General features: G+C 73.4%; 21 protein-coding genes. 6 read left to right on the top strand and 15 right to left on the bottom strand.

Features of this window, described 5'->3' with window-relative positions:
- Positions 1–29 precede the first annotated feature (29 nt).
- The 3 genes from IPZ69_RS28235 to IPZ69_RS28225 all read right to left on the bottom strand — a co-directional run bounded on the left by IPZ69_RS28235 (position 30) and on the right by IPZ69_RS28225 (position 3885).
- On the bottom strand, positions 30–1877 hold the full coding sequence (locus IPZ69_RS28235) for a transketolase (protein ID WP_235457401.1): 1848 nt from the start codon (positions 1875–1877) through the stop codon (positions 30–32).
- Positions 1874–3283, bottom strand: coding sequence for an NAD(P)/FAD-dependent oxidoreductase (locus IPZ69_RS28230; protein WP_235457399.1), 1410 nt, complete (start codon positions 3281–3283; stop codon positions 1874–1876). Before IPZ69_RS28230 ends, IPZ69_RS28235 begins: the two co-directional genes overlap by 4 nt.
- Before the next feature lie 167 nt (positions 3284–3450).
- Positions 3451–3885: a phage holin family protein gene (locus tag IPZ69_RS28225; RefSeq protein WP_235457398.1), complete on the bottom strand. Its 435-nt coding sequence runs from the start codon at positions 3883–3885 to the stop codon at positions 3451–3453.
- A 98-nt stretch (positions 3886–3983) separates the two neighbouring features.
- On the opposite strand from IPZ69_RS28225, the gene IPZ69_RS28220 reads away from it, so the two are divergent.
- Entirely contained in the window at positions 3984–4331 is a 348-nt protein-coding gene (locus IPZ69_RS28220) for a VOC family protein (RefSeq protein WP_235457397.1), read from the top strand.
- 11 nt (positions 4332–4342) lie between these two features.
- Here IPZ69_RS28220 and IPZ69_RS28215 read toward each other — a convergent pair whose 3' ends face one another.
- Both IPZ69_RS28215 and IPZ69_RS28210 read right to left on the bottom strand, forming a co-directional pair.
- Positions 4343–5575 (bottom strand): M48 family metallopeptidase, encoded by a 1233-nt coding sequence (locus IPZ69_RS28215; RefSeq protein ID WP_235457396.1) that lies wholly within the window; start codon positions 5573–5575, stop codon positions 4343–4345.
- Between the two features lie 119 nt (positions 5576–5694).
- Positions 5695–7656 (bottom strand): DUF5107 domain-containing protein, encoded by a 1962-nt coding sequence (locus IPZ69_RS28210; RefSeq protein ID WP_235457395.1) that lies wholly within the window; start codon positions 7654–7656, stop codon positions 5695–5697.
- Between the two features lie 201 nt (positions 7657–7857).
- Between IPZ69_RS28210 and IPZ69_RS28205 the strand changes: the two genes are divergently transcribed.
- The gene (locus IPZ69_RS28205; RefSeq protein ID WP_235457394.1) at positions 7858–8205 is read left to right on the top strand and encodes a DUF6204 family protein; all 348 of its coding nucleotides are present in this window, start codon (positions 7858–7860) and stop codon (positions 8203–8205) included.
- Here IPZ69_RS28205 and IPZ69_RS28200 read toward each other — a convergent pair.
- The 9 genes from IPZ69_RS28200 to IPZ69_RS28160 all read right to left on the bottom strand — a co-directional run bounded on the left by IPZ69_RS28200 (position 8183) and on the right by IPZ69_RS28160 (position 20524).
- Complete coding sequence (locus IPZ69_RS28200) at positions 8183–8728, bottom strand: GNAT family N-acetyltransferase (RefSeq protein ID WP_235457393.1); 546 nt, start codon at positions 8726–8728, stop codon at positions 8183–8185. The two genes, IPZ69_RS28205 and IPZ69_RS28200, sit on opposite strands and share 23 nt — an antisense overlap.
- Positions 8729–8769: 41 nt before the next feature.
- On the bottom strand, positions 8770–9696 hold the full coding sequence (locus tag IPZ69_RS28195; RefSeq protein ID WP_235457392.1) for a S66 peptidase family protein: 927 nt from the start codon (positions 9694–9696) through the stop codon (positions 8770–8772).
- A complete protein-coding gene (locus IPZ69_RS28190; RefSeq protein WP_235457391.1) occupies positions 9693–11645 on the bottom strand; it encodes a dipeptidyl-peptidase 5 in 1953 nt (650 codons plus the stop codon). The genes IPZ69_RS28195 and IPZ69_RS28190 overlap by 4 nt, the downstream gene beginning before the upstream one ends.
- A gap of 104 nt (positions 11646–11749) precedes the next feature.
- Positions 11750–13054: a M20/M25/M40 family metallo-hydrolase gene (locus tag IPZ69_RS28185; protein ID WP_235457389.1), complete on the bottom strand. Its 1305-nt coding sequence runs from the start codon at positions 13052–13054 to the stop codon at positions 11750–11752.
- Positions 13047–13880 (bottom strand): M55 family metallopeptidase, encoded by an 834-nt coding sequence (locus IPZ69_RS28180; RefSeq protein WP_235457387.1) that lies wholly within the window; start codon positions 13878–13880, stop codon positions 13047–13049. Before IPZ69_RS28180 ends, IPZ69_RS28185 begins: the two co-directional genes overlap by 8 nt.
- A gap of 64 nt (positions 13881–13944) precedes the next feature.
- Positions 13945–14688 carry a class I SAM-dependent methyltransferase gene (locus IPZ69_RS28175; protein WP_235457385.1) on the bottom strand — a complete coding sequence of 248 codons (744 nt, stop codon included), beginning with the start codon at positions 14686–14688 and terminating at the stop codon, positions 13945–13947.
- A 136-nt stretch (positions 14689–14824) separates the two neighbouring features.
- The gene (locus tag IPZ69_RS28170) at positions 14825–17302 is read right to left on the bottom strand and encodes a SpoIIE family protein phosphatase (protein WP_235457425.1); all 2478 of its coding nucleotides are present in this window, start codon (positions 17300–17302) and stop codon (positions 14825–14827) included.
- A gap of 173 nt (positions 17303–17475) precedes the next feature.
- A complete protein-coding gene (locus IPZ69_RS28165; protein ID WP_235457383.1) occupies positions 17476–19908 on the bottom strand; it encodes an MFS transporter in 2433 nt (810 codons plus the stop codon).
- 172 nt (positions 19909–20080) lie between these two features.
- Entirely contained in the window at positions 20081–20524 is a 444-nt protein-coding gene (locus IPZ69_RS28160) for an SRPBCC family protein (protein WP_235457382.1), read from the bottom strand.
- Positions 20525–20658: 134 nt separating this feature from the next.
- On the opposite strand from IPZ69_RS28160, the gene IPZ69_RS28155 reads away from it, so the two are divergent.
- From IPZ69_RS28155 to IPZ69_RS28140, 4 genes are all read left to right on the top strand, one after another.
- Entirely contained in the window at positions 20659–21738 is a 1080-nt protein-coding gene (locus IPZ69_RS28155) for an Rv2578c family radical SAM protein (protein WP_235457381.1), read from the top strand.
- A 134-nt stretch (positions 21739–21872) separates the two neighbouring features.
- Complete coding sequence (locus IPZ69_RS28150; protein ID WP_235457380.1) at positions 21873–23465, top strand: alpha/beta hydrolase; 1593 nt, start codon at positions 21873–21875, stop codon at positions 23463–23465.
- An 86-nt stretch (positions 23466–23551) separates the two neighbouring features.
- Positions 23552–23950 (top strand): RidA family protein, encoded by a 399-nt coding sequence (locus IPZ69_RS28145; protein WP_235457379.1) that lies wholly within the window; start codon positions 23552–23554, stop codon positions 23948–23950.
- Positions 23947–24468, top strand: a complete 522-nt coding sequence (locus tag IPZ69_RS28140; protein ID WP_235457378.1) for a GNAT family N-acetyltransferase — start codon at positions 23947–23949, stop codon at positions 24466–24468. The genes IPZ69_RS28145 and IPZ69_RS28140 overlap by 4 nt, the downstream gene beginning before the upstream one ends.
- 4 nt (positions 24469–24472) lie before the next feature.
- Here IPZ69_RS28140 and IPZ69_RS28135 read toward each other — a convergent pair whose 3' ends face one another.
- Positions 24473–25048 (bottom strand): adenylosuccinate lyase, encoded by a 576-nt coding sequence (locus IPZ69_RS28135; protein WP_235457377.1) that lies wholly within the window; start codon positions 25046–25048, stop codon positions 24473–24475.
- Positions 25049–25430: the final 382 nt, after the last annotated feature.

The raw sequence follows: 25430 nt of genomic DNA, 5'->3' as shown, positions 1-25430 counted from the left end.
CGGATCCGAGGGCCGCGCCGCGGCGGTCGTCACCGCACGATCGCCTCCTCCACCAGCAGCCGGCCGGCCGTCGCGATGGCGTCGGCGTCGATGCCCGCGGCGTGCATCTGCTCGTCGGGGGCGGCCGAACCGGGCATCGTCCGGACGGCGAGCCGGACCAGGCGGGGGACGGGCCCGCCGTCGAGGAACGCGTCGAGGACGGCGTCCCCGAGGCCGCCCTCGGGATGGTGGTCCTCGACGGAGACCAGGCAGCCGGTCTCCTCGGCGGCCTGCCGCAGCGTGGGCCGGTCGACGGGCTTGACCGAGTACAGGTCGATGACCCGGATCGCGATGTCCTCCTCCGCGAGGAGGTCGGCGGCGGCCAGGGCCTCGCGCACGGTGACACCGGCCGCGACCACGGTCAGCCGGTCCTCTTCGGAGGAGCGCAGCACCTTGCAGCCGCCGACCGGGAACTCCTCGTCCGGGCCGTAGATCACCGGGCTCTTGCCGCGCGAGGTGCGCAGGTAGCGGATACCGTCCAGGCCGGACATGGCGGCGACGAGCTTCGCGGTCTGGTTGGCGTCGCACGGGTACAGCACGGTCGAGCCGTACAGCGCCCGGAACATCGCCAGGTCCTCCAGACCCATCTGCGAGGGCCCGTCCTGGCCGATGGCGACGCCCGCGTGGGAGCCGACCAGGTTGATGCCGGAGCCGCTGATCGCGGCCATGCGCACGAAGTCGTGGGCGCGGGTGAGGAAGGCGGCGAACGTCGCGGCGTAGGGCACCCAGCCGCGCGTGGCCATGCCGACGGCGGCGGCGACCAGCTGCTGTTCGGCGATGTAGCACTCGAAGTAGCGGTCGGGGTGCTCCTTGGCGAAGAGCTCGGTGCGGGTGGAGTCCCCGACCTCGCCGTCCAGGGCCACGATGTCGCCGCGGGCGTTGCCGAGCGCGGCGAGCGCCGCGCCGAAGGCGTCGCGGGTCGCGACCTCGTCGCCCTTCTCGTAGGGCGGGAGGACGAGCGCGTTGGTGGGCACGGAGTGCAGCAGGCGGGCGACGGGCGGTTCCTGCACCCGGATGCGCAGGTCGCGCGGGCCGCCGAGCTCGGCGATCGCCTCCTCGGGATCCGACAGCGGCTTGCCGTGCAGCCCCTCGCGGTCCTGCGCGGCGGCGACGCCCTTGCCCTTGAGGGTGCGGGCGAGGATCACGGTGGGCTGCCCGCGGGTGGACCGGGCCTCGCCGTAGGCGCGGTCGACGGCGTCCACGTCGTGCCCGTCGATCTCCACGGTGTGCCAGCCGAAGGCCTGGAAGCGGCGGGCGTAGGCGTCCAGGTCGTGACCGTGCCGGGTGGGTCCGCGCTGGCCGAGCCGGTTGACGTCCACGATGGCCGTCAGGTTGTCGAGGTGTTCGTACGCGGCGTGCTCGACGGCCTCCCACACGGAGCCCTCGGCCAGCTCGCTGTCCCCGCACAGCACCCATACGCGGTACGCGATGTGGTCCAGCCGCTTGCCGGCCAGCGCGATGCCGACGCCGACCGGGAGGCCCTGGCCGAGCGAGCCGGTGGCGGTCTCCACCCACGGCAGCCGCCGCGGGGTCGGGTGCCCCTCCAGCCGGCTGCCGAGCTTGCGGTAGGTGTTCAGCTCGGCGTCGTCGATGACGCCGACCGCCTTGTACACGGCGTACAGCAGGGGTGAGGCGTGTCCCTTGGAGAGGACGAAGCGGTCGTTGGCCCGGTGGGCGGGGCGCTCGAAGTCGTAGCGGAAGTGGCGGTCGAGCAGGACGGCCATCAGCTCCGCGGCGGACATCGAGGACGTGGGGTGCCCGGACCCCGCCACGGCGGCGGCCCGCACGCTGTCCACGCGCAACTGCTGGGCGAGTTCGGCGAGTTCGTCGGTGTTCATGAGTCTCCTTCGGCGGGGATGTCGGAGCGCTTCACGGGCCCCGGGCCGCGATGGTGCTCGCTGGGGGCCGGGGTGGGCGCGGGCTGCCGGTCCGACCGCCACGGCCCGCCCGCCACCCGGGCCAGTTCCGGGGACGCCGTGTCCAGGGGCACCGACCAGGACCGGACGAGTCCCAACTGGACGGCCTGGCGCGGCAGTACGGCCTCCAGGACCCAGTCGGCGGCGACGCGCACGCGGTTGCCCGGCATCGCCGCGAGGTGGTAGCCGCGGGTGACGACGCCGGCCGGCGGGCCGGACAGGGCGATGCCGAGCGGGTCGGCGGCCGCCTGGACGCCACCCAGGTCCACGAGGAAGCCCAGGTCGCGGTGGCGATACGGGCGGCGCTCGCCGATGCCGAGCGAGGCGGCAACGTTGTGCGCCGCGACCCGGCCCTGCCGCCAGGCGTGCTGGGCGGTCATCGGGGTGAACGTCCCGGGCCGGTTCAGATCGGGCACGGCGGCCGCGTCACCGCAGGCGAACACCTCGGGACTGCCGGGCACTTGGAGGTACGGGTCGACGATCAGCCGTCCCCGCTCCAGTGGCCGTCCGGTGGCCTCCACCAGCGGATCGGGCCGTACGCCCACGCACCACACCAGCGTCCGCGTCTCGACGAACTCGCCGTCGGAGAGCAGCACTCCGTCGTGCGTGGCCTCCCGCACGGACGTCCCCGTGCGCACCTCGACGCCCCGCCGGCGCAGTACGCGGTCGGCGGTGCGCGAGAGCCGCTCGTCCAGCTCGGGCAGCAGGCGCGGCGCGATGTCGAGCAGCATCCAGCGTGGCCGCACGCCGCCCGGCAACGGCCGCCTGCGGGCCATTTCGGCGGTGTACAACTGCATCTGCGCGGCCACCTCCGTGCCGGTGTAGCCGGCGCCGACCACGACGAAGGTGCACCGCGCGACGGCGCCCTTGGGGTCGTCGGCCGCGGCGGCGAGCTCCATCTGCCGGGTCACGTGGTCGCGCAGGTACAGCGCCTCGGGCAGGCCGCGGAAGCCGTGCGCGTGCTCGGCGACACCGGGGATCGGCAGCAGCTTGTTGACGCTGCCCGCGGCGAGGACCAGCCGGTCGTACGGCAGGGTCCCGCTCGCGCCCTCGGGGTCCGTGTACTGCACGGTGCGGCCGTCGAGGTCGACGTGGTCGGCCTCGCCGAGCAGCAGGCGTACGCCGCGCAGCGTGCTCAGGGAGACGGTGACCCGGCGCGGCTCCAGGATCCCGGCGGAGACCTGGGGCAACAGGGGCAGATACAGGAAGTAGTCGGTCGGGTTCAGCAGGGTGAGGTCGGCCTTGTACCGGCTCGCCCGCGCCAGGGCGCGAGCCGTCCGGTACCCGGCGAAGCCGGCACCGACGATCACGATGCGGGGTCGACTCACAGGACGCCTCCGGCGGTGTGGCTCGTCCGAGGCCTACCGCGTCCCCCTGGTCCGGACCTCCAAACGCCGCGAAGCGGGCTGTTTCGGCGCGGCGGCGGGCGCCCCGGGCCGCCGAAACACGAGGACGGCGGGCCGGTGGCCCGCCGCCGTGCCGGAAAGGGTCCTCCTCAGGCCCGGTGGTGCGGGGACTCGGGGTCGATGCCGTCCTGGCGCGGGGCCATCGTCGGCATGGGCGGGTACGGCGTGCCCAGTCCGCCGGGCGGTCCGGCAGGCGGGGTGCCGCCGATGACGTGGGCCGGGGCGTGCGCGTGCTTCGGGCGGGCCGCGCTGCGCAGCGCGTAGGCCACGACGCCGAGGATGGCCGCCGTGATCAGCGCCGCCGCCCAGCCGGGGAGGCCGGTCGCCAGGGCCAGCCCCAGGGCGAGCGCGAGGGCCCCACCCGCGTACAGGGCGACGGCGCCGGACGCGCCGTACAGCATGGCCGTACGGCGTTGCTTGCGGGTCTGCTCACGCAGCTCGTCGCGCACGGTCTCCCGTGCCACCTGGGCCAGCTCGTCGACCAGCTCCTTGTCCAGATGTTCAAGATGATCCAAGGGCTTCATGCCCACCGCGTACCCGCACATAGCTATGCATAACGCGGGGCGTTCCGGTGGCGCTCCGACCCGTGGCCCGCGCGCGGCAACGGTCTAGGCTCGTCCGCATGGAGATTCTGGGCGCCTCGCTGCGCATCTGCGTCGACGACCTCGAAGCCGCGATCCCCTTCTACGAACGCCTCGCGGGCGGCAGAGCCCTCCGGTTCGACCGTGGTGGTGTGCAGGTCGCCGCGGTCGGTTCGTTCCTGCTGATGAGCGGTCCGGAGGCGGAGCTGGAGGTGCTGCGCAAGGTGGCCGCGACGATCGCCGTGCAGGACGTCGAGGAGGCGCACCGCACGCTCACCGAGCTCGGCGCGCACATTCTCGCGGGGCCGGTTCCCACGCCGGTGGGCCGCAATCTGCTGGCGATGCATCCGGACGGGGCGGTCTTCGAGTACGTGGACCAGCGGGGCTGACGGGGGCGCGATCAGGCGCCCCGCGCGACCGCGCGCGCCAGGCTCCGTGCCGCCGGCCACAGCTCGCGCTCGACGGCCCGGGCGGTCGGGGCGTCGCAGACGACGCCCGGCGCGCCGGGGCCGCGCCGGTCGAGCAGGGCCAGGCGCAGATGCGTGGGCGGATGGGTGTCGTCGACCTGCGTCCAGGTCAACTCGCTGACCCGGCGCAGCCGTTCGCGTTCGCGCGCGGGGACGGCGGCCACCTTGTCGGCCAGCAGCGACCACAGCCGCTCGTCGTGCGGCGCCCCGCCCTCCCGCGCCAGCCGCCGCAGCTCGTCCTCCACGCGCCCCGCGTGCAGCAGCGTCTCGGTGAGTCCGAGCGCCGCCTCGGTGGAGGCGACGCGCGCGGCCAGGTCGTCGGCGAGGTACTCGCGGCGCGGGAAGCCGTGCACCGCGAGGCGGTCGAGGAGGCGCAGCGCCGACCGGGCCGCGTGGTGCGGGACGGTGAGCAGGGCCCGGACCGGGCGGTGGCGTGCGCGCTCGGGGCGCAGCAGGTACTCCCACACCTGCAGGGTGTGCAGCGCGGTGCCCACCGTGAGGCCGTGCCGTGTGTCGCCGTTCGCGAAGTGACCGAGTTCGTGCCCGAGGAGCGCGACCCGCTGCTGCGGGGTGAGCACGTACCACAGCCCGAGCCCCAGGCGCAGGACGCGGCGGCGCACGCCGTAGGAGGTGACGGCGGCGTTGCACCAGGGATCGACGACCACCACGTCGACACCCCGCGTGCCCAGTTCCCCGGCGACCGCGTCGACGAGCCGGAAGAGCCGGGGCGCGTCCGCGCGGTGCAGCCGGGGCAGGGCCGTGGTGAGCCGGGGGATCCGGGGCCGCAGTACCGAAAAGAGCAGGACCGGCACGGCGCCGGCGACGACCGCGAGGGGGTTCGGCCAGCCGCGCGCGATCAGCCAGGCGCCGAGGGCGAGCAGCACCAGCGAGGAGCCGTGCACGAGCAACGCCAGTGCGTACGAGGCGACATGAGCCGCTGTCAGCCGTGGGCGTCGTCCCGCCGTCCCGTCGCGGGCCAGTTCCTCGAACACGGCGGCAGCACCCCGGCCGGCGAGTTCGCGGCGCAGGGTCGCGGTGCCGCCGACGCCGTAGACGAACAGTTCGGGCGCCACGTTCCAGTCGCAGGCGGCGCACCACGCCGGGTAGCCCTCGTCGACGGGCTGGGGCGCCCCGCACTGCGGGCAGTTCTGCGTCGGTTCGCCCATGACGGTCCCTCCCCGTCGGCCCCGGATGTTCCCGCCGGTCCCGGATGTCCCGGGTGCTGTCGGCGACGTGCCGGGACGGGTGTTCGGTTCGCCCGGAGCGGTACCAACTCCCCTACGTCTCAGGGCGCTTCCGGCCGCATGCGGAAGTCGTAGCGGTCGGGCAGCGGCGCGTCGCTCAGGCGGGCCCACAGCCGTCCGACCGTCTCCGCGCCCTCGCGCAGGTCGGCCACCTCGAAGCCGTCGTCGAAGACGGCTCGGGCCGCCTCGGGCCGGCCCTCCGCGAGCAGCAACTCGGCCTCCAGGAGCCGGAACCGGCCCCGCGGCCGGACCGCGGGCAGGAGCCGCTCCCACACGGACCGCGCGTCCGCCGCACGCCGGACCCTGAGCAGCGCCTCCAGCGCCTCGCGGCCCAGGGCGGCGGTGGCGGCCGTCCACAGCTCGCCGTCGTCGCGTCGCTCGTGGCACAGGTCGTCGAAGGCCTCCGTGTACCGGTCGGCGGCCCGCTCGTGGTGGCCGGACGCCTGGTCGGCGACGGCCAGGCAGCGCAGCAGGGGCCACAGCGAGGGGGCGAGGGCGAGGGCCCGCTCCCAGCTGCGCACGGCCTGGGCACGGTCACCGGCGTGCCACTGGGCCACGCCGAGGTGGTACTCGGTGAGCGGGGTGGCGGGCGCGGTCTCCAGCATGTCCCGCCAGTGCGGGGCGACCAGCGTCTCCCCGGGCGGCCGCACCCGGCGCGGTTCGGGCAGCGACCCGGAGCGCAGCAACTCCCGCCAGGGCTCCTGGGCGTCGCCGAGCGTGGCCTCGTCGAAGGGGGTGCCGGGCAGTTTCCAGCCGCCGCGCAGCACTTCGAGGGCGCCCCAGCCGGAGCCGGTGGCCAGCGTCTGGCCGGGTTCGGTGTCGGCGTACGGCTTCCAGGCCGCGTGGGCGGCCTCGACGGCGGCCCGCGGCAGGACCGCCGCCAGCCGTTCCTCGGCCGCGCCGACGACCTCGGCCCACTCCCCCGCCGAGGGCGTGTCGAGCGGTCCGTACGCCTCCAGCCAGGACACCTCGCTCTCCGCCTCCAGCCGCACATGCTCCAGCTGGGTGCGGGCGAGCCCGGCCTGGATCTCGCAGTAGCCACCGGTTCCGGGCTCGGTGAGCCACTCCTGCCAGCGCCGGCCGCCCGGCCCTGCGCCCCACACGAACAGCTTGCGGCCGCGCAGCACGTCGGTGGAGGTCTGCACCAGCCCGTGCCCGTCCGCGTCGAGCGCGGCGATCCAGCGACGCCGTCCGTCGGGCACCTCGTAGAAGTAGTCGGCGGCGTACGGGCTGTTGAGCGGGTGCGTGCGGTCGATGCCGTCGTCCGAGGGGACCGGCACCCGGCGCAGCCTGCGCTCGTAGCCGAAGTGCCACGCCTCGTCGGCCGGGGCGAGGACCCGGCGGTCCTCGGGCACGGCGACGTTGGACCACCAGTAGGCGGGCACCGGCCGCTCGTGCGGATTGCGGACGCGGACGCCGACGTACAGGAAGTCGGATCCCTCCGGCAGCCACAGGTCGATCTGGAAGGGCAGGTCGCGCAGCCGTTCCCACTCCCACAGGCGCAGCATCTCGCCGCCGTCGGGGGCCGGGACGCGGGCGGCGTGCAGCGGGGCGCAGGAGAGGGTGGTGTGGCCGGTGGCGCCGATGTTCCATTCGACGCCGCCGGAGTACCAGGCGCCGTTCAGGGCGAAGTTCGCGGGCTGGAACACCGGGTTGCGGTACAGGAGTTCGCGGCCGGTCGGCAGGTGGACGAGGGAGGCGATCCGGCCGCCGAGGCCGGGCAGGACGGTGGCGCGCAGCCGGTCGTTCTCGATCACCAGCGCGTCGACGGGGCGGGCCGCGCGGGTCCTGCCGTAGCCGTCCCGCACGCGGACCGGCAGCAGGCTGCGCAGCGGGGCGTAGGAGAGCTGCCGGGCCATGTCGCGCGGCAGGTCCTCCCGGTCCCGGTCCTCGATGCGGTGGACCTCGTCGAGCGGCCGCAGCGCGGGCAGGGGGTTGTCCGTGCCCAACTCCGCTGCGGGCAGCGTCAGTACCTCACGTCGGATCGTCGTCACGATCACCATGGAACCCGCCGCCCGGCGAACCGGCCAGGGGAGCTGCCGGTCAGGATTGCGCAAAGGCCGCCGTGCGGGCGGGGCCCTGGCGGCCGGTGGGGCGGGGCGCGATGCGGTGGTGCGGGGCGTAATTCGGTGTGCGGCCGAAACACCCGGCCGTAGAGTCGATCGTCCATCGGATCGCGTGAAGAGTGAAGAACGGAACGGCGCATGAGCGAGCGGCACACCTACCGGGTCATCGTCCGGGGCACCTGGGACGGGCTGACCGACGAGGCGCGGGCGCGGCTGCTGGCCGAGGCGGCGGACCACGGGCTGACGAGCATGCGGTTCACCGAGGAGGGCTCGCTGTCCTACGAGCCGTCGCCGCTGAAGCACTTCTCGATGCGGTACGTGGTGGTGTCGGACGCGGCCGACGGCGAGGAGATGGCGGCGGCGATCGCGGAGGACCGCGCCGAGACCGCGCTGCGCGGCCTGGGCTACGGCTTCACCGGTCTGAAGTCGACCGTCACCGATCTCGACACCATGAAGATCAACGTCAAGCCCGCATCTCGGCGGTGATCGCCCACCGCTCGTGGTCCCGCCAGGCCCCGTCGATGTAGATCATGTTCGGCGAGAAGCCCTCCAGCCGGAAGCCCGCGCCGCGGGCGAGGGCGACAGAGGCGGCGTTGCCGGGCTGCGCGTTGATCTCCAGCCGGTGCAGCCGCATCGGCCCGAAGGCGTGGCCGATCACCAGGTCGAGGCCCTCGCGCATCAGCCCGCGCCCGGCCGCGTGCGCGAAGGCGCCGTAGCCGAGGGCCCCGCTCTGGAAGCCGCCCCGGACGATGTTGTTGATGTTGATGAATCCGGCGACGGCCCCGTCGTCCTTCTCGCAGACCAGGAACCCGACCCGCTCGGGGTCCTCGATCAGCCGCTCCGCGTACGCGGCGTAGGCCTCCTCGGTGGCCGGCGGGAAGAGCCACGGGTGGTGCAGGTCCTTGGACTCCCGGGCGCGAGCGGTGAACTCGGCGCCGTCCGCATAGGTGAAGTGGCGTATGCCCACACGGGGGCCTTCGGCGAGGTAGCGGGACGTGGTGTGCGGCATCCGGCCACCCTACGCCGCACCGGCCCCGCGCGGCGGGCGGGTCAGCGCAGCGCCGGCTCGTCGAGGGTCAGCGTGCCCGCGTCCGCGTCCAGTTCGGCCGCGGCGCCGAAGGGGATGGTCAGCGCGCCCGCACAGTGCCCGAAGCCGAACTCCTCGACCACGGGCACGCCGCCGAGCGCGCCGAGGCGGTCGACGAGCAGGGCGCGCACCCGGTCCAGCGCGTCGCACTGTTCCCAGGAGCCGAGCAGCACGCCGTGCACCCCGTCCAGCCAGCCCGCGCGCAGGAGCTGGGTGAGGTAGCGGTCCAGGCGGTACGTCTCCTCGCCCACGTCCTCCAGGCACAGCAGCCCGCCGCGCGCCGACGGCCGGGCGTGCGGGGTGCCGAGGTCCGACGCGAGCAGGGCCAGGCAGCCGCCGAGGGTGACGCCCCGGGCCCGGCCGGGGACCAGGGCCGTGCCGCCGGAGGCGATCACCCGGACCGTCTCCGGGGCGAGGAGGGTGGCCTTCAGGTGCTCCTGGGCCCGCGCGTTCTTGATGAAGTCGATCCCGGCCGCCATCGGCCCGTGCAGCGTGGCGAGGCCCAGGCGGGTGGCGAAGGCCTCGTGCAGCGTCGTGATGTCGCTGAAGCCGACGAACACCTTCGGCCCGGCCGCCCGCATCGCCGACCAGTCGAGCAGGTCCACGATCCGCTGCGCCCCGTACCCGCCCCGGGCGCACAGCACCGCGTCCACGGACGGATCGCACCAGGCGTTCTGCAGGTCGGCGGCGCGGTCCGCGTCGGTGCCCGCCAGGTACGCGAACGTGCCGTGCCGGTCGAGCACGTGCGGGGCCACGACGGGGTCGAGGTCCCAGCCGCGCAGCACGTCGAGTCCGGCCTGCAGCCGCTCCTCGGGGACGGGTCCGCTGGGGGCGACGACCGCCACCCGGGCGCCGGGGGCCAGCCGGGACGGTCGTACGAGGGGTTTCACGGGGCCAGCTCCAGCGTCGGTACTCCGGGCGGGGTCAGCCCGAACACCTGAGCGTACAGCGAGAGCTCTGCCTCCAGCGCGCGCACCAGGGTGCCGGCCCGCCGGAACCCGTGCCCCTCGCCCTCGAAGGCGAGGTACGCGTGCGGCACCTGCCGGCCCTTGACCCGGGCGAGGAAGCGCTCGCACTGCGCGGGCGGGCAGATGACGTCGTCCAGGCCCTGGAGCAGTACGAAGGGCGCGGTGATCCGGTCGGCGTGCGCGGCGGGCGACCGCTGCGCGTACCGTGCCGGGACCTCGGCGAGCGGTCCGACCAGGCTCTCCAGGTACCGCGACTCGAAGTCGTGGGTCTCCCCCGAGGCCCAGGCCGTGAGGTCGAGGACGGGGTAGCTGATCGTGCCGCAGGCGTAGACGTCGGTGGTGGTCAGGGACGCGGCGGTGGTCCAGCCGCCCGCGCTGCCGCCCCGGATCGCGAGCCGGGCGCGGTCGGCGGTGCCCTCGGCGGCGAGGGCCAGCGCCACCGCCGCGCAGTCCTCGACGTCGACGACGCCCCACTGCTCGCGCAGCCGGTTCCGGTACTCCCGGCCGTACCCGGTCGAGCCGCCGTAGTCGACCTCGGCGACCCCGATGCCGCGCGAGGTGAAGTAGGCGATCGACAGGTCCAGCACCAGGGGCGCCCGGCCGGTGGGTCCGCCGTGCGCCCACACGACGTACGGCGGCAGCTCGTCGCCGGGGGCGACGCAGCCGGGGTGGTGCGGCGGGTAGACGCGGGCGTGCACCTCGCGTCCGGCGGGGCCCGTGAAGACGCGGATCTGCGGTTCCGGGTAGTGGGCGGGGTCGACCGGGTCGGTGTGCCGGGCGCCGGTCACCCGGGCCCGGCCGGTGCGGGTGTCGAGCTGGACGATCTCGTGGGCGGTTCGCGGGCTGGCGCCGACGGCGACGACCCGTTCGCCGTGGGCCGCGAGGGTGGGCGCGAACTCCGTCCAGGGGCCCGCCGCGTCGACGACCTCGCCGGTCTCGGGATCCAGTATCCCGAGGACGGTGGCCCCGCGGCCGTGCACGACGGCGATCAGACCGTTGTCCAGCGGGGCGAACCAGCGGTGGCCGAGCTTCCACAGCGGTCCGCCGAACTCCTCCTCGCGCGGGCACAGCGGCCGGCCGTCGCGGTACAGGTTCCACCAGCCGCTGCGGTCGCTGGCGTACAGCAGCCGCCCGTCGGCCGACCAGTCGACCTGCGCGACGGACTCTTCGGGTCCGCCGGCGACCGTCCGCGCCCCGTGCAGCCTGCCGTCGGCGCTCACGTCGGCCAGGACCAGCTCCGTGCCGTCCCAGGGCATCCGCGGGTGGTCCCAGGCCAGCCAGGCGGCCCGGCGCCCGTCGGGCGAGATCCGCGGGCCGGTCACGAACCGGTGCCGTGCGTCGGTGATTTCGCGCACGGCGTCCCGGTCCGTGGCCGCCGATCCGTCCAGCGGCACCGCCGCCAGGACGCGGCGCACGTCCCCGGGTCCCTCGCCCGTGAACTCCTCAAGTACGCACCACACTTCACCGCGTTCCAGGTCCAACAGCGGCTCCGCCCAGCGCAGTCCGCCACCCACCTCGGACACGGGCGTCAACGGGCGCGGCCGGCCTCCGGGTTCGTACCAGTACAGCCGCTGGTCGGCGAAGTGCGTGAACACCACCAGGGTTCGGCCGTCCACCACCGTGCCGGCCCAGGGCAGCCCGCCGTACTCGATGACCCGGCTGCGCACGTTCCACGGCGCCGGCAGCACCGACTCCTCGGTGCCGTCCGCGCGGCACCGCACGAGCGTGCGACGGCCGCCCTCCTCGGGCCGCGGTTCGGTCCACCACGTCTCGTCGCCGACGAAGCCCACCCACTCGGGGTGCCCGTCGTGCGCGGCGGCCAGCGTCGCGTCGATGGGCGAGGGCCAGGAACCGTACGCCAGGGTCCGCACGTCGTCTCCCACCTTCCGGGGCACTGTCCTTCCGGATCATGCCCAGCACACGGCCGGTGATCCGTCATCGTCGCCACCGGGCGAACCGAACCGGAGGACGGACCCTAGGCCGTCCGCAGGAACCGGTCGAGGACGTGGACGCCGAAGTGCAGCGCGTCGGCCGGGACGCGTTCGTCGACGCCGTGGAAGAGGGCCTGGTAGTCGAAGCCCTCCGGCAGCTTCAGCGGCGCGAAGCCGTAGCCGGTGATGCCCAGCCGGGAGAACTGCTTGGCGTCGGTGCCGCCCGACATGCAGTACGGCACCACGTGGCCCTCGGGCGCGAACTCCTCGACGGCGGCCCGCATCCGGGCGTACGTCGGCGTGTCCACCGGCGCCTGGAGGGCGACCTCCCGGTGCGCGAACTCCCAGTCCACGTCCGGCCCGGTCAGCCGGTCGAGGGTGGCGCGGAACTCCTCCTCGCCGCCGGGCAGATAGCGCCCGTCGACGTAGGCGATCGCCTCCCCGGGGATCACGTTGAGCTTGTAACCGGCGTCCAGCATCGTGGGGTTGGCGCTGTTGCGGAGCGTGGCCTCGACGAGCTGGGCGGCCGGGCCGAGCTTGGACAGGAATCCCTCCAGGTCGGCCGGATCCGCCTCGACGCCGTACACGGCGGCGAGTTCGGTGAGGGCGGCCAGCACCGTCGGGGTCGGCCGGAGCGGCCACGCGTGCTCGCCGATCCGGGTGACGGCGGCGGCCAGCCGGGTCACCGCGTTCTCCCGGTTGACCTTGGAACCGTGCCCCGCCCGCCCGCGGGCGGTGAGCTTCAGCCACCCGGTGCCGCGCTCGCCGGCGGCGATGGGATAGAGCTGACGGCCGCTCCCGTCGTGGAAGGTGTACGCGCCCGACTCGCTGATGCCCTCCGTGCAGCCCTCGAAGAGCCCGGCGTGCTCGTCCGCCAGGAACCCTGAGCCGTCCGCCGCGCTGGCCTCCTCGTCGGCGGTGAACGCGACGACGATGTCACGCCGGGGCCGTACGCCCTCGCGCGCCCAGGAACGGACGACCGCGAGGATCATCGCGTCCATGTTCTTCATGTCGACCGCGCCCCGGCCCCACACGACCCCGTCCAGGATCTCGCCGGAGAACGGGTGCACACGCCAGTCCTCGGCGCGCGCGGGCACCACGTCGAGGTGACCGTGCACGAGCAGCGCGTCGGCGGACGGGTCGGTGCCCTCGATCCGGGCGACGACGTTGGTCCGCCCCGGGGTGCGCTCCAGCATCAGGGGCTCCAGCCCCGCCCCGGCCAGCCGTTCGGCCGCGTACTCGGCGGCCGGCCGCTCCCGGCACTCCCCGTCGCCCAGGTTGGTCGTGTCGATCCGGATCAGGTCGGAGGTGAACCGCACGACCTCGTCCAGCGCCAGTTCGTCAGCCATACTGCTCCTCCACGGCGGCCGAGACGATCGTGGTGACCGCCTTGAAGGTCCGGATCCCCTCGTACATGGTGCCGTTGGTGTACGCCACCCTCCGCTCCCCGATCCGCTCCACGCCCGGCACCACGGTGGCGGCGAGCGCGAGGTGCTCGGCGTCGAACTCCAGCGCGATGGTGAACGGGCCCCCGGCGACCGGCTCCTGACGCACCGCCAGCGCGGCCGCCTCCTTCGCCGCCGCGCGGATGTCGGCGGCGGTCCTGGCCGGCGTACGGCACACCGCCGCGTAGCGCGACACATGGTCCTTCACCGCGACCTTGAGCGCCTCCGGCGCGTACCCGAGCGCGTCCTCGCAGGCCACGTCGTCCCCGGTGACGAGCACGACGGGCACCCCGTACTCGGCGGCCACGTGCGCGTTGAGCAGCCCCTCGCTGGCCCGTACGTCGTTCAGCCACACCCCGGTGATGGAGTTCGCGAGGTAGGTGTGGGCGAGGACGCCCTCCATGCCGGCGCCCGCGTGGTAGCCGACGAACGCGAGGCCGTCCACGTCCCCGTGCTGCACGCCCTCCACCATGGACAGCGACTTGTGCCGCCCGGTGAGCATCGCCGCCCGCTCGTCCAGCCGCTCCAGCAGCAGGTTGCGCATGGTCCAGTGGGCCTCGTTGACCACGACCTCGTCGGCGCCGCCGTCGTAGAACCCCCGCACCGCGGCATCGACGTCCGAGGTGAACATCGCCCGGCACCGCTCCCACTGGGGCGTCCCGGGCAGCACATCGGCCGGCCAGGTGACGCCCGTGGCCCCCTCCATGTCCGCACTGATGAGGATTTTCATAAAACCGCACGCTACGCGGTGCGCCACCCTCGGACCAGGACCGCGCTCCCGGCCGCGCCGTCGCTCAGCCTGCCGCGCCGACGCCCGCCAGGACGAACCAGCGTGCGGGCAGGTCTATGCGGGTGCCGTCCGACAGGTACTCCGTCTGCGGCAGGGTCGTCTCACCGGTGGCGAGGATGTCGAGTCCGGCCTCGCGCAGCAGCTTCGGGATCTCCTCGTCCTCCGCTTCGGCCGGCTTGAGCCCGTGGTGGAACACCCGGCGCAGCTTGGGCGGCGGCCCGTCCGGGTCGGCCGCCGCGCGGCGCAGCACCTGGCGCGAGCCCGAGGTCAGTTCGACGACGAAGGCCCGGCCCCCGGAGCCGATGATCTCGGCGACCGCCCCGGCCACCAGGGCGCGCGCCTGCGGTTCACTCTGGTGGATGACCGCACGCATGTACACGTGGCTGTCGCCGACGCGGCCGTGCAGGGCACGCACGGCCTCGGCGTCGGTCAGGTCGAGCTGCTCGAACTCGACGGCCTCGTCGCCGGCGTCATCGGCGGCCGCGCGGCGGGCGTGCTCGATGGCTGCGTGCGAGAGGTCGACGCCGACGGCGCGCGCGAACCGGCTGGCGAGATAGCGCGTCTGTGTGCCGTTGCCACAGCCGAGGTCGACGATGGTGCGCGTGGTGTCCGCGAACGGCAGCAGCAACTCGCTGTGCGGTACGGCGGTCAGCGACGGATCCGAGTCCCAGATCGCCTCACCCGGCGCGTCCGAGATATCCCGCCAAAAGCTCTCCCAGGCATTGCGGTAGTCCTCCGAAATGTTCATGCCCGCTCCCCAAGTCGGTTCCGTGCTCGGAGTATCGCGGTCCCGGGGGGCACGGCAAGAGGAAGGCGCCCTCCTTCACCAGAAGTTCCGGCCAGCGCACGCCAGGAGGCGCGCGCACACGCTCCGCGCGCCCCTGTCAGAACCCGCGGGACGGCGTCAGGGCCTGCTCGAACCAGACGGTCTTGTGGTGTCCGGAGGCGCTGGCGCCCCATTCGCGGGCCAGCCGGCTGACCACGCGCAGACCGCGGCCCGACTCGTCGTGGGTACCCGCGCCGAGCAGGGTGGGCAGTGCCGGTTCGTCGTCCGTGACCTCGCACAGCAGCGCGTCGGTGCGCACCAGCCGCAGCCCGATCGAGTCACCGCCGCCGTGCCGTACGGCATTGGAGACGACCTCGCTGACCAACAACTCCGCCGTGTCCACGGCGTCGTACAGTCCCCACTCCAGCAGTTGTGCGCGGACCAGTCGACGGGCCTGGCCCACCTCGCGTGCGTCCCGGGCCAGTTGCCACTCGGCGACATGGCCGGCCGGGATGCCGTTGAGCCGGGCCATGAGCAGCGCGACGTCGTCCTTGCGTCCGCCGTGCGTGTTGAGGGCCCGGATGATCGTGTCGCAGGCGGCGTCCATCGAGGCCGCGGGGTGCGCGGCGGACTCGCAGAGCGCGGCGAGTCCGTCGCCGATGTCGGCCCCGCGCACCTCGACCAGTCCGTCGGTGCACAGCACCAGCCGGTCCCCGGGCGAGACCCGGACGACGGCGGACTCGAAGGCGACGCCACCCACTCCTATCGGGGCGCCGGTCGGCAGGTCGAGCAGTTCGCTGCGGCCGTCCTCGGCCCGCACCAGGACGGGCGGGATGTGTCCGGCGTTGGAGAGCTGCACTTCGCCGCGGATCGGGTCGTACACCGCGTACAGGCAGGTGGCGAGGTAGTTCTCGCCGAGCCGCCGGGCCAGGTCGTCGAGGTTGCGCAGCAGTTGCGCGGGCGGCGTCTCCATGGTGGCCATGGTCTGCACGGCGGTGCGCAACTGGCCCATCATGGCGGCCGCGTTGAGGCCGTGGCCCATGACGTCGCCGACCACGAGCGCGGTGCGCGAGCCGGGCAGCTTGATGGTGTCGAACCAGTCGCCGCCGATCCGGCCGAGCCGGGTGCCCGGCAGATACCGGGTGGCGACGTCGCACCCGGCCATGCGCGGGCTCACCTGCGGCAGCATGCTGTCCTGGAGGGTCTCGGCGACGTTCTCCTGGTACGTGTACATGCGGGCGTTGTCCAGCACGAGACCGGCCCGGGCGGCGAGTTCGGCGCCCGTGGTGCGGTCCATGCCGTCGAAGGGTTCGCGGTCCGGGCGGCGCATCAGCACCATGAAACCAAGGACGACGTTGCGCGCCTTGAGCGGGACGATCAGCAGGGAGCGGCCGTTGATCAGCGGCCTGAGGTCGCGCTTCTCGAACTCGCCGGAGATGCGGTTGCCGAGTTCCTCGCTGATCCTCGGGATGAGGACCGGCTCGCCGGTGACCATGCACTGGAAGAACGGGGTGTGTTCGGGGAAGGCGAAGGTCTCGCCGACCGGCACGGTGTCGTCCCAGCGGCCGGGTTCGTCGTTGTGCTCGACCCAGACGCGGTGCATCACGGTCGTCGCGTCCGGCGGGCCGTCCGGGAAGCCCTCGCCCGCCAGCACCGCCGAACGCAGATGGGTGCCGGCGAAGTCCGCGAAGCGGGGCACGGCGGCGCTGGTCACCTCGCGGATGGTCTCCCCCAGGTCCAGCGAGGAACCGATGCCGGAGCTGACCTCGTTGAGGAACTCCAGCCGCTCGCGCACGGCCACGTACTCCAGGTCGTGCTCGGCGCCGACCGGGACGTCGACCGCGGTCCGCTGCTGCGGCACGGTGTGCGGGCGCGGGCGTCCCGCGCGGCGCGGCACGCCCCAGTCGGGTGTCACCGGCACCCGGTCGTACTGACTGAACTCCAGGACGGGGTACCCTAGTTCAAGCACCTGGGAGACGATGCGGCCGCTCAGGCCCGGGCCCATGTTGGGCAGGATCTCGGGCAGCCGACGGGCGAGTTCGTCGAACGCGGGCAGCTCGGTGTAGCGGGCGAAGCCGGGCGCGATCCGCTCGACGGCCTCCTCCGTGTAGCCGCGCTCGACGCGCAGTCGCGCGGCGTCGGCGACGAGCACCAGCAGCCGTTCGGGCCCGGGGCCGACCAGCGGATAGGCCCACCACAGGACGTCGAGCCGGGTCTCGTCCCGGTCCTTGGAGTCTTCGGAGATCCGGGCCCGGCCCGCCGTCGCGTAGGCGGTCCGTCCGCCGAGCGAGGCCTCGAGATCGGGGCCCAGGCCGTCGTACGCCTCGTAGGGTCCGTAGGCGTCCGGCCGCGGTTCGGCGTCGAGGCCGTCGGGCAGCGCGCCGGAGACCGGCAGCAGATCGCCCGCCGGACGCCCCACGGCGTCCTCCCTCGTCACGCCGAACAGCCGGCGTGCGCCGCTGCTCCAATGGGACACCAGACCGTCCCGGTCCACGACGACGACGGCCAGCGGGATACGCCCGGCCGTCGCGGCGTCCCCCGCGCCGTCCCCAGCTCCGCGGCTGGGAGGTACGTCCCTCTCGTTGCCACGGTCCATGGCCAAGGCCCTCTCTCCCCACGGCTCCGCATAGATCTGTGCCGCCCGTCACTACCGTACGGGGACGTCCGGTTGCGATGTGTGGCAATCCTGGAATTGGTTTCACTTGATCGCCTCGGCCCGCAGGTCCGCGCCCCGCGAGGGCGGTGAGCCGGTTGCTGCGTCAGGCTGCGTCAGTCGTCGTGCCCCAGCAGCAGGTCCCGTTCCGTGCGTCCGCCGCCCGCCACGTGCAGAACCGTGGCCACCGGCGGGTATCCGGCCGCGATCACGGTGTACTCGCCGGAGGAGAGGTCGACGAACCGGAACGTACCGTCGGAGCCCGTGGTGAGCGTGTCCACGACGTTGCCGGCCGCGTCGAGCAGGGTCACCCGCGCGTCCTGGACGGGCCGTCCGCCACCGGCCCGCACGGTCCCGCGCAGCAGGGCGCCGCCCGCGAGTTCGACGTCCTGCCGGGTCTCCCGGGACGCCTGCACGGTGACGGGCAGGGCGGCCGGGCGGAACGCGGGCGCGCTGGCGGCGAGGGTGTACTCCCCGGCCACCAGCTCGGTGATGACATAGCCGCCCTCGCGCCCGCTGCGGGTGCTCGCGACGACCTCGCCGTGCACGTTGGTGAGCGTGACGGTGGCGTCCCGGACGGGCGAGCCGTCGGCGGTGAGCACGGTGCCCGCGAGGCGTCCGGCGCCGCCGAGGACGACGTCGAGCTCGACGGGCCGCTCGCCGACGGTCACCGAGACCGCCTGCGGCTGGTGGCCGCCGGCCGCGGCGATCAGCACGTACGACCCGGAGCCGGGCGTGGACAGCGCGTACCGCCCGTCCTCGCCGCTGGCGCCCCGCCCGATCTGCTGCCCGGCGACGTCGATGAGGGTGAGGGCGGCGCGGGGCACCACGGTCCCGTCGGGGTGCTGCACCGTCCCGCAGACGGGGCTTCCGGCGGCGAGGGGCGAGCGAGGAGAGAGAGGGGTCCCCCCGGCCGAAGGCTGGGGGCGGGCCTGCGGGATGGCGGCGTTGCCCGGCACGGTCTCCTGGTCGGTGACGGGGGTGTTGTGGGACACCAGGGGTTTCTCCTTGAGGAAGAAGGCGATGAGCAGGCCGAGGACGAGCACCGGGACGAGGTAGAGGAAGATCCGGGGCATCGCGTCGGCGTAGGCGCGGATGTAGGCGTCGCGCAGCTCCGGGGGCAGCGCGTGGACGAGCCGCGGGGTGAGGGACTCGGGGTCCGGGAGCCGGGTGCCCGCGCGCGCGGGAAGACGGTCGCGCAGGGCGTCGGCGAGCCGGCCGGCGAAGAGGGTGCCGAAGACGGCGGCGCCGACGCTGCCGCCGATCTGCCGGAAGTAGTTGTTGGCGCTGGTGGCGGTGCCGAGGTCGGCGGGGCGGACGGAGTTCTGCACGGCGAGGATCAGGACGGGCATCACCATGCCGATGCCGGCGCCGAGGACGGCCATCCAGATGCTGTAGTGCAGCCGGGGCGTGTCGACGGCGAGCCGGGACAGCAGCCACATGCCGATGGCGGAGAGCAGTCCGCCGAGGACCGGGAAGACCTTGTAGCGGCCGGTGTGGGTGATGAGCTGTCCGGCGACGATCGAGGCGCCGACGATCCCGGCCATCATGGGCAGCATCAGCAGGCCGGACTCGGTGGCGGAGGCGCCGTCGACCATCTGCAGGAAGGTGGGCAGATAGCTGGCGGCGCCGAACAGGGCGACGCCGATGACCAGGCCCACCAGTCCGGTGACGACGAAGACGGAGTCCCTGAACAGCCGGAGCGGGATGAGGGGTTCGGCGGCGCGGTGCTCGGCGGCGAGGAAGAGGACGGTGGCGGCGAGCGCGCCCGCGCCGAGGCCGAGGATCGGGCGCGAGTCCCAGGCGTACTCGGTGCCGCCCCAACTGGTGAGCAGCACCAGGCAGGTGGAGGCCGCCGCGAGCAGCAGGATGCCGAGCAGGTCGAGCGGGCCGCGGACGGCGGGCTTGGGGAGTTTCAGCACCAGCGTGACGACGGCCAGGGTGACCAGCCCGAAGGGCACGTTGACGTAGAAGCACCAGCGCCAGGAGAGGTGGTCGGTGAAGTAGCCGCCGAGCAGCGGTCCGGCGACCGAGGCGAGGCCGAACGCGGCGCCGATCAGGCCGAGGAAGCGACCGCGCCGGCGGGGCGGCACGATGTCCGCGATGATCGCCTGCACGCCGATCATGAGTCCGCCCGCGCCGACGCCCTGGACCGCGCGGAAGGCGATCAGCTGGTCCATGCTGTGCGCCCGCCCGGCCAGCGCCGAGCCGATGACGAAGACGAGGATCGCGAACTGGAAGACGCCCTTGCGGCCGATCAGGTCGCCGAGTTTGCCGTAGACCGGCAGTCCCACGGTGGCCGTGAGCAGGTACGCGGTGATCGCCCAGGACATCCGGTCCAGGCCGTGCAGCTCGCCGACGATCCTCGGCAGCGCGGTGGCGACGATCATCTGGTCCAAGGCGGCCAGCAGCAGCGCGAGCATCAGCGCGAAGAAGACCAACACGATCCGGCGCGCGCCGAGTTCACCGGCCGGCCCGGCCGGCGGGACGGGGGCCTCAGGAGGTGGCGCCACCACCGGCTCGTACTGCACCAGGGTCGTCCCGCCCACGTACCGCTCCCCTCGTCGCGCTGCCGCACGATTTCCGCCTAAATCCACGCGTATCACGCGCAAATCGACAACTGCGGGCAGGCACGACGAGTTACGGCACGAGGGCGGTCGGCGCGGAGATCCACTCGAACCGGTGAGGGGATCAACGCGCCTTCCCCGATTGCCCTTTGGGCTACTTCTCGACCTCGGCGGCGAGCTTGGCGAGTACCGCGTCGTAGATCCGGCCGAGGCCCTTGGGGGCGAAGGTCCGCTCGAAGAAGCCGCCGATGCCGCCGGCGCCGGTCCAGGTGGTGGTCACCACGACGCGGGAGCTGCCCTCGCCGGCGGGGGTGACGCGCCAGGTGGTGACCATGGAGGAGTTGCGGTCCTTCTCGACCAGCTCGCCGTCGGTGGGCTCGGCGACCTCCAGGAGGCAGTCGCGGACCCGCTTGCTGGTGGCCTGGAGCTTCCAGTGCACGAGGGTGCCCTCGCCGTCGCCGCCCTCGCGCACCTCGTACTCGCTGAAGTGCTCGGGCAGCAGCTTCGCGCGCGTGCCGCTGTAGTCGGCGAGGGCGTCGAACACCTTCTCCGCGTCCGCCGCGACGACCCGCTCCGTAGTGGCCTCGACCTGCGCCATGGGACTCCTTAAAGGACCTGAACTCTCGGGGTTGGGCAAAGCCAATCACCCCGCGACCCGGCCGCCCAAATCGAGGTCGCACGATCATGGGAACGTATGTTCTATTCTGTGGCCAGCGCTACCGAGGAGGCGTCATGCGCTGGGAAAACCTCACAGTGGAGTCCGACGGTCACAGCCGGGCGGCCGATGCCGCGCTGTTCGGCGCGGACGCCGTCACCACCCGCACCTTCGACACGCCCGAGTTCGCCGGAATCACCTTCCACGAGATCCGGGCCCGCTCGATCATCAACCGGGTACCGGGCGTCTCACGCATGTCCTTCGACTGGACGGTCAACCCCTACCGGGGCTGCTCGCACGCGTGCGTGTACTGCTTCGCCCGCAAGACGCACAGCTATCTCGACCTCGACACAGGGATCGACTTCGACACCCAGATCGTGGTCAAGGTGAACGCGCCCGAACTGCTCCGCCGCCAGCTCGGCTCCCGCCGCTGGCAGGGCGAGCACATCGCGATGGGCACGAACGTCGACTGCTACCAGCGCGCCGAGGGCCGCTACCGCCTGATGCCGGGCATCATCGCCGCCCTGCGCGACCACGCGAACCCCTTCTCGATCCTGACGAAGGGCACGCTGATCCTGCGCGACCTCGACCTGCTCAAGCAGGCCGCCGCGGTCACCGACGTCGGCATCTCGGTCTCCGTCGGCTTCACCGACCCGGGCCTGTGGCGCACCGTCGAGCCGGGCACGCCCGCGCCGGAGCGGCGCCTGGAGGTCGTACGGACCCTGGGCGAGCACGGCATCGGCTGCGGCGTGCTGATGGCGCCGGTGATCCCCTTCCTCGGCGACGACCCGGCCCAACTGCGGGCCACCGTGCGGGCGATCGCGGCCGCCGGGGCCACCTCCGTCACCCCGCTGGTGCTGCATCTGCGGCCCGGCGCCCGGGAGTGGTTCATGGCCTGGCTCGGCCGGCACCACCCCTACCTGGTGCGCCGCTACGAACGGCTGTACGCGGACGGCGCCTACGCGCCCAAGTGGTACCAGCGCCGGATCACCCGTCAGGTCCACGAGCTGGCCCAGGAGTACGGCATCGGGCCCTCGCGCCCGGGGATGCCGCGGCGGATCCGCCCGCCGGAGGCCACGGAACCGGCAGCGACACCGGCAGCGACACCGGCGCCCGCCGACGGAACCTCCGAACCTACCCAACTCACGCTGATCTGAGAGCGTTCGGGGGCATCTTCCGGCCCAATTGGGTCAAGTGTTGACAGAACGGTTTTTCCCGGCCCTCTTTTCGGGACGATGCGGCGAGGACCGTGACCTTCGCGGTCCGATCACCCTCCGTCCCGGGAGGACCCATGAGATCACGCGCAGCCGTGCTGTGCGGTGCCGCCGCCGTCGTCGTGGCCGGGTCGTTCACGGCCGCCCCCGCCGACGCCGTCATCCGAAGGACCGCACCGACCGCGCAGACCGCGGGGGCCGCTGGGCTCGCCTGGCAGAAGTGCGGCACGACCGACTATCCGACGCTGCAGTGCGCGTCGCTCCAGGTGCCGCTCGACCACGCGAACCCCGGCGGGCGGCAGATCACGCTCGCCCTGACCCGCGTCCCGCACACCGCCCAGACCTACCAGGGCCCGCTGCTGGTCAACCCCGGCGGCCCCGGCGGCAGCGGCCGCACCCTCGCCGGATTCGTCGCGGCCGCGCTGCCCAAGGACGTGGCCGCGCAGTACGACGTCATCGGCTTCGACCCGCGCGGCGTGGGCAGGAGCACGCCCGCCCTCACCTGCGAACCCCAGTACTTCAAGGCGGTGCGCCCCGACTCCGTGCCGGACACGGACCAGCTGGAACAGGCCGGCCTCACACGCGTGAAGGCGTTCGCCGACGCCTGCGGCAAGAAGTACGCGAGCGTCCTGCCGTACATCGACACCGTCAGCTCCGCGCGGGACATCGACGCGATCCGCGCGGCGCTCGGCGCCGAGCGGGTCAACTACTTCGGCTACTCGTACGGCACCTACCTCGGCGCGGTCTACGCCAAGCTGTTCCCGCAGCGGGTGCGCCGGCTGGTCCTGGACTCGATCGTCGACCCGACCGGCGTCTGGTACGACGACAACATCGGCCAGGACTACGCCTTCGACGACCGTCACCGGGCCCTGATGACCTGGATCGCGCAGTACGACGCGACGTACCACCTCGGCGACGACCCGAGCGAGGTCGAGGCCAAGTGGTACGCGATGCGGGCGGCGCTGGCCAAGAGGCCGGCGGGCGGGAAGGTCGGGGCCTCCGAACTGGACGACACGTTCATGCCCGGCGGCTACTACAACGGCTACTGGCCCTACCTCGCCGAGGCGTTCGCCGCCTACAGCCGGGACAAGAAGGCCGACCTCCTGGTGCAGGCGTACGACCGGTTCGGCGCCGTCGACACCGCGGGCGACAACGGCTACAGCGTCTACGCGGCGGTGCAGTGCCGTGACGCCTCCTGGCCGCGGGACTGGAACCAGTGGCGCAAGGACGCCTGGGCGGTGCACGAGAAGGCGCCGTTCATCAGCTGGAACAACGCCTGGTACAACGCGCCGTGCGCGTTCTGGCCGACCCCGTCGCGGCAGCCGCTGAACATCGCCAACGCCGAGCTGCCGCCGGTGCTGCTGTTCCAGGCGACGGACGACGCGGCGACCCCGTACCCGGGCGGCGCGGCGGTCCACCGGCTGCTGGCCGACTCCAGCCTGGTCGTCGAGCAGGGCGGCGGGAACCACGGCATCACGCTGAGCGGCAACGCCTGCCTCGACGAATACCTGGCGGCCTATCTGACCGACGGCACGGTGCCGCGCGGCGACGGCGGCGAGGCCGACGCGGTCTGCGTGCGGACCCCCGACCCGAAGCCGCTGACCGGAAAGGCGGCGTCCACGTCGTCCCGTGGTTCGGCCCTGCACGGCCTGCTGGGCTACCACGGCTGACCACCCACCGCCTGACGGCCCGTCGGGGGCGTCGGCCGCCTCGAATGCGTTGGCCGCGTCGCCGGACCATGGTCCACCATGGGCGCATGAGTGAGCCGACCAGGATTCCCGCCCCCGACGGGGTCGCCCCCGCCGCCCAGTACAGCCATGTCGTGGCGGCCACCGGCCGCTTCGTCGCCGTCTCCGGCCAGCTCGCCCTGGACGAGGACGGACAACTGGTCGGCGCGGGCGACCCGGCGGCCCAGGCCCGCCAGGTCTTCGAGAACCTCAGGCGCTGCCTGGCCGCCGCCGGGGCCGGCTTCGCCGACGTCGTCAAACTCACCTACTTCGTGACGGACATGGCCCACCTGCCGGCCCTCCGCGCGGCCCGCGCCGCGCACATCCCCGAGGACCGGCTGCCGGCGTCCTCGGCCGTACAGGTGGCGGGGCTGGTCCGCCCCGAGTTCCTCATGGAGGTCGAGGCGTTCGCGGTGGTCGGCGCATGACCGGGCTGACGGTGCGGCCGATGGCCCTCGCCGACTGCGACCGCGTCTCCGAGATACGGATCCGTGGCTGGCAGCACGCCTACCGGGGCATGATGCCGCAGTCCTATCTGGACGGACTCAGCGTGGCGCGGGACGCCGAGTGGCGACGCTCCCACTTCTCTCCGCGCGCCACGAACGGCGTGGTGAACCTGATCGCCGAGCGGGACGGCGAGATCGTCGGCTGGGCGGCGCACGGACCGTACCGGGACGGCGAAGTGCGCACCGAGGACGCCGAGTTGTACGCGATCTACGTCGACACCGCGCACCTCGGCAGCGGGGTCGGCCGGATCCTGCTGGAGCGGTCCGTCCGGCAGTGCCGCGCGCAGCCGCGCATGTTCCTGTGGGTCCTGAAGGAGAACACGCGCGCCCGGCACTTCTACGAGCGAGCGGGCTTCCACGCGGACGGCGCGGAGGAGCCCTTCGAGGTGAAGGGCGTCGACGTGCCCGAGGTGCGCTACGTCAAGGAACCGCTCGGCTGACGCGTCACCTCGGCCTGGGGATCCGCGTCAGCGCGTGCACCGCCGCCTCGGCCAGCGTCGGGTGGGCCAGCGCCTCGTTCAGGACGCGCCGGGCCCGGACGTCGCCGAGCGTGCCGAGCCCCTCCACGCAGGCGAGGGCCACCCGGCGATAGGGGTCGTGCGGGCGCAGCCGCCGCTCCAGGGTCGTGATCAGCGCCGGCACGGACTCGGGGGCCCGCAGCACGACCAGGAGCCGCACGGGGTGCAGGGCGTAGGCGACGCGCAGTTCGTTGGTGGCGAGGGCGGCGGCCGCGCGGGCGGTGCGGGGGTCGCCGAGCCGGGCCAGCGCGTGGGCGGCGGAGGCGCAGCGGGGCGGGTCGCGGTGGTTGAGCAGCAGGACGAGGGACTCGAAGGCGCGCCGGTCGCCGGCCACGCCCAGCCGGAACGCCGCCAACTCCCTGGCCCACAGCGGCTGTGCGGCCGCGGTGAGCACGTCCGCCAGTTCGTCGGGGTCCTCGGTCGCCAGCAGCCGCTCGTACGCCGACGTGCCGCGCGACTCCTGTCGTAGACGCTCCGTGAGCGATCGCAACTCTTCGTCCACGAAGCCCAGATTAGGGGTGTCGCGCGAAGCCGGGGAGCTTCATCACAAACTCGGGACTAGCGCGCTCGTTACCCACCGGTTAAGCTCATTCGAGCGAGTCACCCACTCGCGCTTGCTTACGACGGTTTGGTGACGCAGCCGTCGTGAGTGCAGGTCGGTTCGGTACCTCACGTGTACCACCAGTACGACTCGGCTCCGGGACAGAGCCGGTCGGTCCAGGCCGTTTCCCGGGCGTGTGCGCGCCCGCGGCGGACGGCACCGGGCGTGTGCGCCAGCAGCCCGGCAACAACACCCGCACTCAGCACGCTCGGCGTGCGCCCTCGGCGCACCCGTGCGGATCTCGCGCTCAGCGCGCCGTTCTTGTCGTCACCACCCCTCATTT

The organism is Streptomyces olivochromogenes, assembly GCF_021538895.1.
GTDB lineage: Bacteria > Actinomycetota > Actinomycetes > Streptomycetales > Streptomycetaceae > Streptomyces > Streptomyces olivochromogenes_A.
The sequence above is the reverse complement of the archived record's forward strand: the minus strand, read 5'-3'. Positions and strand labels throughout refer to the sequence as shown.